This is a genomic window from Collinsella tanakaei YIT 12063 (assembly GCF_000225705.1).
GTDB lineage: Bacteria > Actinomycetota > Coriobacteriia > Coriobacteriales > Coriobacteriaceae > Collinsella > Collinsella tanakaei.
Window position 1 is genome coordinate 139,440 of record NZ_JH126467.1, and the last position, 12,420, is coordinate 151,859.

Annotated in this window: 10 protein-coding genes and 1 pseudogene; 3 read left to right on the top strand and 8 right to left on the bottom strand. The window is 61.6% G+C overall.

What is annotated here, in order from left to right:
- The 6 genes and pseudogenes from HMPREF9452_RS11900 to ilvA all read right to left on the bottom strand — a co-directional run.
- A pseudogene (locus HMPREF9452_RS11900) lies at nucleotides 1-340 on the bottom strand (IS110 family transposase); the annotation flags it as partial.
- A gap of 798 nt (nucleotides 341-1,138) precedes the next feature.
- Nucleotides 1,139-2,206 (bottom strand): ketol-acid reductoisomerase, encoded by a 1,068-nt coding sequence (gene ilvC, locus HMPREF9452_RS00675; protein WP_083821650.1) that lies wholly within the window; start codon nucleotides 2,204-2,206, stop codon nucleotides 1,139-1,141.
- Between the two features lie 39 nt (nucleotides 2,207-2,245).
- Complete coding sequence (ilvN, locus tag HMPREF9452_RS00680; protein WP_009140165.1) at nucleotides 2,246-2,731, bottom strand: acetolactate synthase small subunit; 486 nt, start codon at nucleotides 2,729-2,731, stop codon at nucleotides 2,246-2,248.
- A 2-nt stretch (nucleotides 2,732-2,733) separates the two neighbouring features.
- Complete coding sequence (gene ilvB / locus HMPREF9452_RS00685; RefSeq protein WP_009140166.1) at nucleotides 2,734-4,602, bottom strand: biosynthetic-type acetolactate synthase large subunit; 1,869 nt, start codon at nucleotides 4,600-4,602, stop codon at nucleotides 2,734-2,736.
- Nucleotides 4,599-6,263, bottom strand: a complete 1,665-nt coding sequence (gene ilvD / locus HMPREF9452_RS00690; protein ID WP_009140167.1) for a dihydroxy-acid dehydratase — start codon at nucleotides 6,261-6,263, stop codon at nucleotides 4,599-4,601. Before ilvD ends, ilvB begins: the two co-directional genes overlap by 4 nt.
- Before the next feature lie 387 nt (nucleotides 6,264-6,650).
- Nucleotides 6,651-7,871 (bottom strand): threonine ammonia-lyase, encoded by a 1,221-nt coding sequence (gene ilvA, locus HMPREF9452_RS00695; protein WP_040362075.1) that lies wholly within the window; start codon nucleotides 7,869-7,871, stop codon nucleotides 6,651-6,653.
- A gap of 84 nt (nucleotides 7,872-7,955) precedes the next feature.
- Here ilvA and HMPREF9452_RS00700 point away from each other — a divergent pair, with 84 nt between their 5' ends.
- The 3 genes from HMPREF9452_RS00700 (at nucleotide 7,956) to HMPREF9452_RS11710 (ending at nucleotide 10,294) form a co-directional block, all read left to right on the top strand.
- Nucleotides 7,956-8,759 carry an ABC transporter ATP-binding protein gene (locus tag HMPREF9452_RS00700; protein ID WP_009140169.1) on the top strand — a complete coding sequence of 268 codons (804 nt, stop codon included), beginning with the start codon at nucleotides 7,956-7,958 and terminating at the stop codon, nucleotides 8,757-8,759.
- Nucleotides 8,760-8,857: 98 nt separating this feature from the next.
- Nucleotides 8,858-9,919, top strand: a complete 1,062-nt coding sequence (hemH, locus tag HMPREF9452_RS00705; protein WP_009140170.1) for a ferrochelatase — start codon at nucleotides 8,858-8,860, stop codon at nucleotides 9,917-9,919.
- Between the two features lie 27 nt (nucleotides 9,920-9,946).
- Nucleotides 9,947-10,294: a hypothetical protein gene (locus tag HMPREF9452_RS11710; RefSeq protein ID WP_147568189.1), complete on the top strand. Its 348-nt coding sequence runs from the start codon at nucleotides 9,947-9,949 to the stop codon at nucleotides 10,292-10,294.
- Nucleotides 10,295-10,479: 185 nt separating this feature from the next.
- Here HMPREF9452_RS11710 and HMPREF9452_RS00715 read toward each other — a convergent pair whose 3' ends face one another.
- The gene (locus HMPREF9452_RS00715) at nucleotides 10,480-11,712 is read right to left on the bottom strand and encodes an iron-containing alcohol dehydrogenase (RefSeq protein ID WP_009140172.1); all 1,233 of its coding nucleotides are present in this window, start codon (nucleotides 11,710-11,712) and stop codon (nucleotides 10,480-10,482) included.
- Between the two features lie 276 nt (nucleotides 11,713-11,988).
- Complete coding sequence (locus HMPREF9452_RS00720) at nucleotides 11,989-12,408, bottom strand: flavodoxin (RefSeq protein ID WP_009140173.1); 420 nt, start codon at nucleotides 12,406-12,408, stop codon at nucleotides 11,989-11,991.
- Nucleotides 12,409-12,420 lie beyond the last annotated feature (12 nt).

Genomic DNA, 12,420 nt, shown 5'->3' on the forward strand with positions numbered 1-12,420 from the left:
ACACCTCGACGATGTTGCGGGTGGCGAGCAGGCGCGCCGGGAAGGCGGCGTCGCGCCTGTCGTTCTTGCGCCTCTTCTCGGCCGACGGCTTCTGCATCCTCGAGACGGCGCCCACGACGCAGTCGACGCCCAGCGCGCGCAGCTCGCGGCACAGGGCGAAGCCAGTCGGGCCGCTCTCGTAGACCGCCTTGGGGCTCTCGAAGCCCAGGATCCACTCCGCGATCTCGCCGGCGTCGGTGCCGAACCTCCTCTGGGCCGCCTCGCCGGTGAACGGGTCGAAGGCGCATGCCGAGACGGAGCGCGCGTGTGCGTCGAGGCCGATGGAGGTAATATAGGTCATGGGAGCCTCCTCCCATACGTGCGGTACGGCGGCACCGCAGGTTGACGATACACAACCATTGTTCCCGCCCAGCCCGCGACCCCGTATGCCGCGGGGAGGCTTTCCCTTCAATGGCTTTCTCATATCGTCTCGTGCGCGTAAGCTCGCGATGACTGAGCTTACCGGTTTTCATTGCTCCTCTGCTGGATTGGGCCAACACGTGACCTGGCGCAGCGCTTCGGGGGTTTCCTGGCGGAATCCAGTTGGGACAAAAAGTGAGTTAGTGCGGAGGTTTGGCCAAATAATGCGTTAGTGCGGTCTCTAGCGTGACAAATAATGGTTTAGTGCGGGATGATGATGGTTCGTCAAGGTACCATGTGAATATTGAGTTTGCATCATACGAGGTAAATGAGTTGCGTCGATTTGTATGATGCATAAGAGCGACGACCAGAAGCGCCTTCAAACCGCACTAACTCAATATTTGTCCAAATCTCCGCACTAAGCGATTATTTGGCACGGCTCCGTTACTACACCAGGCGATTATTTGGCGCTCGTTCAGATTATTTGGCGATGAGGTGTTTCGAGCCGGCGTCGATCTGATCCGTGCCGGCCGCGACCTTGGATACGCTGCATGCATGATGCAAGAGCTGCTGCAATCAAAATCACTCTGCTAACAAAAGCGGGCGCCCGCAGCCAGTTTGATGGCTGCGGGCGCACGGTGCTCGGTACAGATAAGATGGGGAGGAGGCGTCGATCTGTTTAATAGAAGCCTTTGCAAGAAGATAGAGGGCATCAAGCAGGAGATGCGGATTCGAGCTTCTATTTCTTGATCCAGCTGAACATTGAACGGATCTTCTCACCGGTGGTCTCGATGGGGTGCGTGTTGATGGCTTCGCGCTGCTCAAGGAGCCACTTGTGGTTGTTGTTGCAATCGTCCACAAATTCCTGGGCAAAGCTGCCATCCTGGATGCGGGCCAGGATCTGCTTCATGGCGGCGCGGCTCTCATCGTTGATGACCTTGGGGCCGGCGTAGTACTCACCGTACTCGGCGGTGTTGGAGATGGAGTAGTTCATGAAGTGGATGCCGCTCTCATACATGAGGTCGACGATCATCTTCATCTCGTGATAGCACTCGAAGTAGGCGAGCTCCTCGGGGTAACCGGCCTCGGTAAGGGTCTCGAATCCAGCCTTGACCAGCTCGACCAGGCCACCGCAGAGAACAGCCTGCTCGCCAAAGAGGTCCTCTTCGGTCTCCTGGGCAAAGGTCGCCTTGAGGATTCCGGAACGGCCGCCGCCGACACCCCAGCAATAGGCCAGGGCGATATCCCAGGCATCGCCGGTAGCGTCTTGGGCCACGCAGGCCAGATCGGGCACGCCGGAGCCCTCGGTGAACTGACGGCGAACGATATGTCCGGGTCCCTTGGGGGCGCACATGATGACGTTGACGTCCTCGGGAGCCTTGATGTAGCCGTAGTGGATGTTGAAGCCATGGGCGAAGGCCAGGGTATCGCCGGCCTTGAGGTTGGGAGCGATGAACTCTTCGTAGACCTTGGGCTGGGTCTCATCGGGGGTGAGGATCATGATGACGTCGGCCTCGGCCGCGGCCTCTGCCATGCCCATGACCTTGAGGCCGGCCTCGGCAGCCTTCTGAGCGGACGAGGAACCCTCGCGCAAGCCGACGCGGACGTCGCAGCCGGAGTCCATGAGATTGAGCGCGTGGGCGTGGCCTTGAGAGCCGTAGCCGATGATGGCGATTTTCTTTCCCTGGATGACCTCGGGCTTGCAATCCTGGTCGTAGTAAACGGTAACTGCCATTTCCTTGTTCTCCTTACATACGTACCTGCTGGTGTTTGTGTGTGCATGGCTTGCGTTAAGCCTATTTCTCATAAGCGCGGGCGCGCTTGGTGAGACGGTTGGCGAGGGCGCTTACTGATCGTGCGCGCCGCGCGACATGGCGATCTTGCCGGTTCGGGTGAGCTGCTTGATGCCGTAGCTTCGGAAGAGGTCCTCCATGGCATCGAGTTTGCTGGCGGTTCCGGTCGCCTCGATGGTGAGCGTGTTTTTGCCCACGTCGACGATGTTGGCGCGGAAGATGCCGGCGATCTCGATGATTTCGTGGCGACGCTCGGGCGGGGCCTGAACTTTGAATAGAACGAGCTCGCGCTCGATGGCATCGGAATGGGTGAGGTCGGAGATCTTGTACACCGCGACGAGCTTGTGAAGCTGCTTGGTAATCTGCTCGAAGCTCACCTCGTCCGCTTCCACAATGATGGTCATGCGAGAAAGGGTCTCGTCCTCGGTGGGGGCGACGGTCAGCGATTCGATGTTGAAGCCGCGACGGCTGATCATGCCCGTGACGCGTGACAGAACGCCGCTTTTGTTCTCGACGAGAACGGAGAGGATGTGAATCATGGCTACTCGTCCTCCTTATTTGCAAATGGAGAGGGCGTTGAACCAAAGCCCTTTTCGCTGACGCGCACGCCGCCTAGGGTGACGTCGAGCGCGCCGATGATGTCGTCGAGCGCGGCGCCGGGGGCGACCATGGGGTAGACGGTCTGCTCGGTTGGGATGATGACGTCGAGCAGGAACGGGCCGTCGGAGGCGAGCATGGTATCGAGCGCCTCGTCGACCTGGTCTGGATGCTCGATGCGCATGGCCTGCCAGCCATATGCGTCAGCCAGCTTCACGAAGTCCGGGTTGGCATCCAGTTCCGTGAAGGAGAAGCGATGGTCATAGAAGAGGCTCTGCCACTGGTGGACCATACCGAGCGCACGGTTGTCGATGATGACTACCTTAAGGGGTACGCGGTTGATGGCGGCCGTGGCCATCTCCTGCGAGTTCATCTGGAAGGAACCGTCGCCTGCGATGCAGACCACCTGGTCTTGCGGACAGCCGATCTGAGCGCCGATGGCCGCGGGGAAGCCAAAGCCCATGGTGCCCAGACCGCCCGAGGAGATGAAGGTGCGGGCGTGCTCGCGATGGATATTCTGGTGCGCCCACATCTGGTGCTGTCCTACTTCGGTGGTGACGATAGAAGCCTCCGGATCTAGCTTATCGGACAGTTTGGAGAGGACGATCTCAGGTGCGATCTTGTCCGGATAGTCAGCGAAGTCTGCGGCGTAGAACGGCCAGCGATCGCGCCAAGAAAAGACGGTCTTCTCCCACTCTTGATCGATGGGCGCGGCGCCGTCTTTTGCAAGGCGATCGCAGATTGCGCCAAGCACCACCTTGGCATCGCCCACGATGGGGACGGCCGGGTCGATGATCTTGCCGATCTCCGCCGGGTCGATGTCGATGTGGATGATCTTGGCGTGCGGCGCGAACTCGGAGACTTTGCCGGTGACGCGATCGGAGAAGCGCGCGCCCACGGCGATGAGCAGGTCGCATTCGGTGACCGCCATGTTGGCGTACTTGGAGCCGTGCATGCCCACGGGTCCCAGGTTGAGCGGATTGGAGCAGCGCATGGCGCCCTTGCCCATAAGCGAGGTGACCACCGGGATGCGCATGTGCTCCGCCAGCTGCGTCAGTTCGGCGCAGGCGTGGCTTGAGACAATGCCGCCGCCAGCGTAGATCAACGGGCGCTTGGCGGACTCTATCAGGTTCGCGGCCTGGCGCACTTGCTTGGCGTTGCCCTTGTAGGTGGGCTTGTAGCTGGGAATGTTTATGGAATCCGGGTAGTGGAAGACCATTTGGGAGCCCGAAAGGTCGCTGGGGATGTCGATCAGCACGGGGCCGGGGCGACCGGTGGAGGCGATGTAGAAGGCCTCGCGGAATGTGCGGGTGAGGTCGTCGCAAGACTGCAGCAGGAAACTGTGCTTGACCACGGGCATGGTGATGCCGACAATGTCGGATTCCTGGAATGCGTCCGTGCCGATGACGCCGCGTGTGACCTGGCCGGTGATAACCACCAGGGGCACGGAATCCATAAAGGCGGTTGCGATGCCGGTTACGGTGTTGGTGGCGCCCGGCCCGCTGGTGACCAGGACTACGCCGACTTTGCCGGTTGCGCGCGCGTAGCCGTCCGCCATGTGCGTGGCGCCCTGCTCGTGGCGGGCCAGCACGTGGCGAATCTTCTTTGAGTCATACAGCGCGTCGTAAATCTTGATGGCCTGGCCGCCGGGATAGCCAAAGATGGTGTCGACGCCTTCGGCCTCAAGGCTTGCGATGATGGCCTGCGCGCCGGACATGGTCTTGCCCTCATGCTCCGTGGCGCTGCCCGGCCCAAAGGGCTTGCCCTCTATAGCGCGCTGGCGGCGGGCGAGTTTTTCATCCAGGTTTGTCATGAGAGGTACGCCCCCTTATCTGCGCTGGTTACCAGTTTGGCATAGCGTGAGAGTACGCCGGTGGTGTACTTGGGTGCGGGCGGCTGCCAAGCGGCGCGGCGAAGCGCCAGCTCGTCCTCGTCCACCTCAAGGGTGAGCGTGCCCGCATCGATATCGATGGTGATAACGTCGCCGTCTTGCACCAGGGCGATGGGGCCGCCCGCTGCGGCCTCTGGGCTCACGTGGCCAATGGCTGGGCCCTTGGTGGCGCCGGAGAATCGACCGTCGGTGATGAGCGCACAGGATTTGTCCAGGCCCATGCCGCATATGGCGCTGGTGGGGGTGAGCATCTCCCGCATGCCGGGGCCGCCGGCCGGTCCCTCATAGCGAATGACCACTACGTCGCCGGGGTTGATCTGGCCGCCAAAGATGGCGGTGCAGGCTTCTTCCTCGCTCTCGAATACGCGAGCGGGCCCCTGGTGGTAGTGCATATCCTGGGAGACGGCGCTCTTCTTGACCACGCCGCAGTCCGGTGCGAGGTTGCCGCGCATAACCTTAAGGCCGCCGTCGGGAGAGTAGGGGTTTGCGTGGCTGCGGACCACCTCGCCATCCGCCTGCGGATAGGTTTGGACGATGTCTGCGAGCGGCCCCATGCAGGTGAGTGCGCTGGTGTCGAGCACGCCGGCGCTCCAAAGCTCGTGCATGATGGCGGGAACACCGCCCACGTTGTTAAGGTCCTGGATGTGCAAGGGACCCGCCGGGGCGATGCGGACGATATTGGGCGTGGTCGCTGAAACACGGTCCCAATCGTCCATGGTGACGGGGCAGCCTGCCGCGTGGGCGATAGCCGTGAGATGGAGCATGGTGTTGGTAGATCCGCCAAAAGCCATATCGAGCGCCATGCCGTTATGAATGGATGCGGGGTTTATAAGGTCGCGAGCGCAGATGCCCTGTTCTAGAAGGTCCATCACCTTCATGCCGGCGCGCTTTGCCAGGCGGATGCGCTCGGAGTAGACGGCCGGAACGGTGCCGTTGCCGGGAAGCGCGAGGCCAAGGGCCTCGGACAGGCAGCAGATGGAGTTGGCGGTGAACATGCCCGAACAGCTTCCGCAGGTGGGGCAGGCGGTCTCCTCGAGCCAATGGCATTCCTCCTGCGTCATGGTTCCGGCGGTTACCTGGCCCACGGCATCAAAGAGCGTGTTGAGGTCGGTCTGCTCGCCACAGCGGCCGCGGCCGGCAAGCATGGGGCCGCCGGAGATGAGAACGGTGGGGATGTTCAAGCGGCACGCCGCGATAAGCATGCCGGGAACAATCTTGTCGCAGCTGGGGATGAGGACCATGGCGTCGAACTGGTGGCCCTGCACGGCGCATTCGACCGAGTCCGCGATGACCTCGCGGCTGGTGAGCGAATAGTGCATGCCCTCGTGGTTCATGGCGATGCCGTCGCATACGCCAATGGTGTTGACCTGCAGGGGGGTGCCGCCGGCAAGGCGAACGCCCGCTTTGACGGCGTCTGCGATCTGCTGCAGGTGGATGTGCCCGGGAATGACTTCGTTTTGGGACGAGACAACGGCGACCAGCGGTCGATCGAGTTCTTCATCCGTCAATCCATCGGCCTTGAGAAGGCTGCGATGCGGCGCTCTGGCCAGCCCCTTCTTGATGGCATCGCTTCTCAGCTGCATCCTTGTCCTCGCTCTCTTCCAAAAAACGCCTGCGCGCTATTGCGGGTGGGAGAAATGCGAGGCCGCGGAGGTGCGCGTCGCTCGATGCCGGTAACGGTGGCGGCCGGTCTTGGGTACTGGCGAGTCCGTCCTTCGCGGGGATGACCGCGGGCGACGGCTGCGTTGCCAAGACTGCTCGAGGGTCTTTTCTTCGCCGTCCACCGCGGGTTCTCAAACTGCCCGCTTGCTGTGGGATGGATGCGGCGCGTACTCGCCCTGTCCTCGCATTTGCTCATTGGGGCAAACTTTACAGGGCGCTTTAGCGTGGTGCAATAAAAAAGACCCAGCGGACACTTCTTTGTAACAAAGTGTCCGCCGGCCGAAAAATAACACTGCCTACCGAAGAGACTATAGCGATGTTTGGACGATGGACGGGTCGAAGCCGCCTGCCTCGAGCGCGTCGACAATCTGCCTTTTGTGATCCTCGCCGAATGCCTCGACCGTGACGCGCAGCTCGACGGCGGCGTTGCGGTTGGTGCCGACGAACTGGTTGTGCTCGAGTTTGATGACGTTGCCGTTCTCACGCGCGATGATGCTCGCCACGCTTAAGAGCATTCCGGGTCGATCGGGCAGCAGCACGCAGACCGTGAAGATGCGCCCGCGCTGGATCAGGCCGTGCTGCACCACGGAGGACATGGTGATGACGTCCATGTTTCCGCCGGAGAGGATGGAGACAACGCGCTTGTTCTCGGGAGGGAGGTGCTTCAGCGCCGCTACGGTGAGCAGGCCGGAGTTCTCCACCACCATCTTGTGGTTCTCGACCATATCCAGGAACGACACGATGAGTTCCTCGTCCTCGACCGTGATAATCTCGTCAACGTTGTCGCGGACATACGGATAGACCAGGTCGCCGGGTTCAAGGACCGCGGTTCCGTCCGCGATGGTGCTCGCTGCGGGGAGCTTGACCACATGGCCCGCTTCCACGGAGGCCTTCATGCACGCCGCGCCCGCTGGCTCAACGCCGATGACGCGGATTTTGGGGTTGTAGAGCTTGGCGAAGGTGGAGACTCCGCAGGAGAGCCCGCCGCCGCCGATGGGGACCAAGATGGTGTCGACAAGCGGCAGCTCCTGCACGATCTCCATGGCGATGGTGCCCTGGCCGGTGGCGACAACGGGGTCGTTGAAGGGGTGGATAAAGGTGTAGCCCTCGGTCTCGGCCAGGTGCATGGCGTATTCGCAGGCCTCGTCATAGACGTCGCCGTGAAGAACGACCTCGGCACCGTAGTCCTTGGTGCGCTCGACCTTGATGAGCGGCGTGGTGGTGGGCATGACCACTATGGATTTCGCGCCCGCGCGCGTGGCGGCGAAGGCGACGCCCTGGGCGTGGTTGCCGGCGCTGGCGGTGATGATGCCGCGCGAGAGCTCTTCGGGCGTAAGGGTGGAAATCTTGTAGTACGCGCCGCGAACCTTGTAGGCTCCGGTGCGCTGCATGTTCTCGGGCTTGAGCCATACGCGGTTGCCCGTTGCGGCAGTAAGGTAGGGGCTCTCGACCAGCTTGGTCTCCTGCGTAACTTCCTTGACCTTGATCGAGGCCTCTTCAAACGCCTCTAAGGTGAGCATTTCTGACATGGTTAACTTCTTTCGCGCGGAGGTTGTGCCATAAGGTTAGGGGTAAGATAGCAGACAACTCATTACAACTTGGGGGAGGGCTTCATGTTGACTCAGGCCGGCAGCTGCGCATCTGCGCCGTTGTTCCAGATTCGCGACGCCGAGGTGGTGCGTGCGGGCAAGACCATTTTGCACGTTGCTGACTTTTCATTGGACGAGGGCGAGCATGTGGCGCTGCTTGGTCCCAACGGCGCGGGCAAATCCACGTTTATCCAACTGCTTACGCGCGAGGTGTTCCCTTTGTTTCGCGAGGAGCCGCCGGTGAGGTTTCGCGGCCAGGCGCGCCCGTTGCTTGAGGACATCCGTTCTTCGCTGGGCATTGTCAGTGCCACCATGCACGATCAGGTTCGCGTCCACCTGCCCGCGATCGAGATCGTTATGGGCGGCGTGTTTGGTACGCTTGGCCTGCCCATGCGCGTCAGCGTGGATGGCGAGGTTCGCGATCGCGCGCGGGACGCTCTTGAGCGCCTGGGTATAGGCGACCTTGCGAACCGCGACATCATGACGCTCTCTACCGGCCAGGTTCGCCGCGTGCTGGTGGCGCGCGAGCTTGTTCGCGACCCCCAGGTGCTGGTGTTTGACGAACCCTGTACCGGTCTTGACCCGCAGGGCATGTACCACCTGCGACAGATTATGAGCACCCTGGCGGAAGATGGCCGCTCCATCATTTTGGTGACCCACTATCCAGAGGACATCGTCCCGGAAATCGATCGCATTCTGCTGATAAAGGACGCCGCAGTGTTTGCTAATGGCTCCAAAGAGCGGCTGCTTACCAGCGAAGTTATGAGCGACCTGTTTAGCGTTCCTTTGACGGTGGCAAAGCACGACGGCTGGTATTCGCTCTACTAACGCTGCGCACATTACGGACGGGCCGGCTGCGAGAGGCCTGCCGCCTGTACGCCGCCATATGGAAAAGGGACCGCGCTATGGCCTAAAAGGGAGCCGTTATGATTCAAGAAAAGACAGGTGTTTTGCTGGTGAATACGGGTTCTCCGGCCGCTCCGACGCCCCAGGCGGTGGGCGCCTATCTTTCCGAGTTCCTTATGGATGGCGCGATACGTCCCCTGCCAGCGCTGCCATGGTGGCTTATCTTGCACGCGTGCATATTGCCTTGTAGAAAAAAGACCTCGGCGGCAAAGTATCGCGAAGTCTGGCTAGATAAAGGCTCGCCGCTTGTTGTGTATGCGCAATCGCTTTCGCGCGGCGTGCAACGCATGTTTGATGATGACCGCGCGGTTTTTCCAGAGGGGTGTCGCGTGGTTTGTGGCATGTCATATGGCGATCCCTCCATTCGCGATGCGCTCGAGCGCTTGCGGCAGGAGGGCTGCCAGCGCCTGGCGGTTATCCCCCTGTATCCGCAAAGCGCCCATTCAACCACGGGGTCGGCCCTTCGAAGGGTACGCTCGTGTCTTAAAGAGATGGGCTGGTCTCCAGACGTGCGCGAGGTTGAATCCTACGGGTCTTACCAAGTATATGTGGACGCGATTGCCTCCTCGGTCGCCGCTGCCGGGTTCAACGTGGCAAAAGACCGCGTTGCATTCTCTTTCCATTCCATTCCGTTGACGGACGTTGAGGCCGGCGATGCTTATTCTTCTCAGGTTGAGGCGACGTGTGAGGACGTTGCGCGATTGCTGGGGATTCCTCGAGAACGTTGGTCGCTTTCTTATCAATCGCCCTTTGAGGACAACAGGACATGGCTCGGCCCCTTCACCACAAGTCGGCTTGGTGAACTCGCGCGCGAGGCTCGGCAAGACGGGGGAGACGTATACTGCATTTGCCCTGGATTCGCATTTGATTGCCTGGAGACGCTCTATGACGTTCCCCATGAGCTAGCGCCTGCGTTTCTCGCGGGTTTGTCAGACGCAGACCGAGCCGACGCTGAGCCCGCGCAGTTATTTGAGGCCCGTGCGCTTTTACCCCGCTTGGTGTACGTTCCTTGTTTGAACGACTCCCATGCACATGCGAGGGTTGTCCATGGTCTGGCCTGCCAGGCTCTTTTGGCAGGCTAGCGCAAGAAATGCAAGAAAGGGCTTGCTGTGAATTACGTTGATAGCTGGCTAAAACAGACGAGCATCTCAAGGCTCGGAGCGCTTGCAGCCGCCGCGATCGCTCCTGCCGCCCTTGCCGGGTGCGCGCCCGCAGCGCAAAGCGGGTCGCCAGCGCCCGGCTCTTCCTCTCCCTCGTCCACTTCTTCTTTCACTGCTTCTGTCGCCTCTTCTGGCGCTTTGAGCGACGCACCCGGCTCTTCGCAGGCAGAGTCGCCTACGCAGCTTTTGGCCAACATGAGCTTGGAGCAGCGCGTGGGCCAGCTGTTCATGGTGCGTCCGGAGCAGCTTGCGGGCGAGGCGAGCCGGCCTGCTTGGGCATTAGGGCTCTATCAATAGCTCCCCGTGTTCATGAGACCCACAAAAAGGACGCTTCTCCAGCCTTTTTGATCTGGAAAAGCGTCCTTATTGCGGGTCTCAAGGTGTAGGGCTCGCGCTGGAAGCCGGCGGCGGGTCCTCGGACGGCGCCCGCGCAGCGTCGTCCCGGGGTTACGGCGCGGTGCCGTCTGCAAAAACGGGGGCGCTTACAGTGCGCTGCGGTAGATCTCGCGCGCATCGTCCAGCGTGAGCTTCATAAAGCTGCCAAAGCTCTCGCCGCGGTTGATCTTAAGGCCGGGCATCATCTTCTCGATGTCGTCTTCGGTAACGCCAAACTCGGACAGCGTGCGGGGCATGCCCAGCGAGACAAAGAATTCCTGCAGCTCATCGATGGTGGCCTCGACCGCATACTCAACGGCCTGCCCGGGCGTGACCTCCACGTCGAGCTCGTCCACTTCCGGATCGACCGGCTCGATGCCAAAGACCTGGGAGCCAAATTCCAAGAAGCGCTCGGGGTGCTCGCGCCACACATAGCGCATCCAGGCGGGGAAGATCACGGCCAGGCCGGCGCCGTGGGTGATCTTGGTGTCCAGTGCGGACAGCTCGTGCTCAAGGCCGTGGCAGGTCCAGTCGCCGTCGCGCAGACCGGGGATGCCCAGGCCGCAGCCGGCAAGACCGTTATGGGCGAGCGTGCCCACCCACATGATCTCGGCGCGGGCGTCGTAGTCCTCGGGGTTCTCCATCACCTTGGGCGCGGCGTCCATGGCGGCGCGCACCAGCCCGCATGCGATGTTGTCGGTTGCGCCCACGGCGGGCTCGCCGGAGAAGAAGCGCTCCATGATATGGGCGATCATATCGGTCACGCCCGCGGCGGTCTGGTAAGCGGGCAGCGTGAAGGTAAGCTCCGGATCAAGGATGGCGATAACCGGACGGTTAAGGTCCGTGTTGATACCGCACTTAAGATGCTCCTCGTCGTTGCTGATAACGCAGGAATTGGAGGCCTCGGAACCGGATGCCGGGATGGTCACCACGCAGGCGACGTCGACACGTGCGGCGGGCGTGGCTCGCTTGCGGAAGAAGTCCCACACGTCGCCGTCGTAGACCGCGCCCAGGGCGATAGCCTTTGCGCAGTCCATGGCAGAGCCGCCGCCAACGGGCAAGATGACGTCGACGCCGTGCTTGCGGGCAAGCTCGACGCCCTCGCGGACCAGGCCAATCTCCGGGTTGGGGCGCACGCCGCCCAGCTCAACGTGCTCCACGCCCGCGGCGTCAAGCGATGCCACCACGCGGTCCAGCGTGCCCAAGCGAGCCACGGATCCCTGGCCGTAGACGATGAGCGCGCGGCGGTATCCGGAGGCGGACAGGGTCTCGCCAACCTTATCGGTCGCTTTTCGTCCAAAAACAAAGCGGGTGGGGGAGTAGAAGGAAAAATCGTTCATAAGGCTCCAATCTGCAGGTTCGCCCGTCGGCTCGCCTTTTGCCTGCACGGGTGTTTGGCGTGCGGGTTTTTGGACGAGTTTTTAGAGCATGGCCCGTGCGTTCAAAACACAGCGCGGGCGCGCACCGCTTGCAAGAAGACGGTTGGTGCGCCCGCGCGGGTTTTATTGTAGCGCCGGCGTTTCCCTCTTGGCCCGTGCGCTTATATTTGGGGCCTCTTTTGACCGTTGTTTGACAGCCTCTTGACGGCAGTCCGGCAGCCTTTTGGCAGCCTTTGGCTATGCCAGCGCGGCACCCAGTGCCTGGCAGGCGGCCTGCTCCTGCGGGCCGGGGGCGTCGTAGACGGCAAGCGAGTCGACAACGTTTACGCTCGCGTCCTCCGCATCCGCCTTCCAGTTCTCAAGCCACTCGCCATCAGCCCATTCATAGCTGCCAAACAGCACAACCTTGCGCTCGCCAAGATGGTCTTTTACCTCGTCCCACAGCGGCTGGAACTCCTCGGACTCAAGCTCCTCCGATCCCATGGCGGGACAGCCAAACGCCAGAGCGTCATAATTCTCCAGCATCGAGGCGTCAAAATCGGAAACCTGGAACAGGTCCACCTCGGCTCCCTGCTCGCGCGCCCCGTCCGCAACCGACGCGGCCATGGACTCGGTATTGCCGGTGCCGCTCCAATACACAACTGCGATCTTGCTCATGGTTTGTTCTCC

Coding starts and splice junctions, on each gene's coding strand:
- ilvC (WP_083821650.1), bottom strand. CDS start 2,206: ATGAGAAATAGGCTTAACGCAAGCCATGCACACACAAACACCAGCAGG.
- ilvN (WP_009140165.1), bottom strand. CDS start 2,731: ATGATTCACATCCTCTCCGTTCTCGTCGAGAACAAAAGCGGCGTTCTG.
- ilvB (WP_009140166.1), bottom strand. CDS start 4,602: ATGACAAACCTGGATGAAAAACTCGCCCGCCGCCAGCGCGCTATAGAG.
- ilvD (WP_009140167.1), bottom strand. CDS start 6,263: ATGCAGCTGAGAAGCGATGCCATCAAGAAGGGGCTGGCCAGAGCGCCG.
- ilvA (WP_040362075.1), bottom strand. CDS start 7,871: ATGTCAGAAATGCTCACCTTAGAGGCGTTTGAAGAGGCCTCGATCAAG.
- HMPREF9452_RS00700 (WP_009140169.1), top strand. CDS start 7,956: ATGTTGACTCAGGCCGGCAGCTGCGCATCTGCGCCGTTGTTCCAGATT.
- hemH (WP_009140170.1), top strand. CDS start 8,858: ATGATTCAAGAAAAGACAGGTGTTTTGCTGGTGAATACGGGTTCTCCG.
- HMPREF9452_RS00715 (WP_009140172.1), bottom strand. CDS start 11,712: ATGAACGATTTTTCCTTCTACTCCCCCACCCGCTTTGTTTTTGGACGA.
- HMPREF9452_RS00720 (WP_009140173.1), bottom strand. CDS start 12,408: ATGAGCAAGATCGCAGTTGTGTATTGGAGCGGCACCGGCAATACCGAG.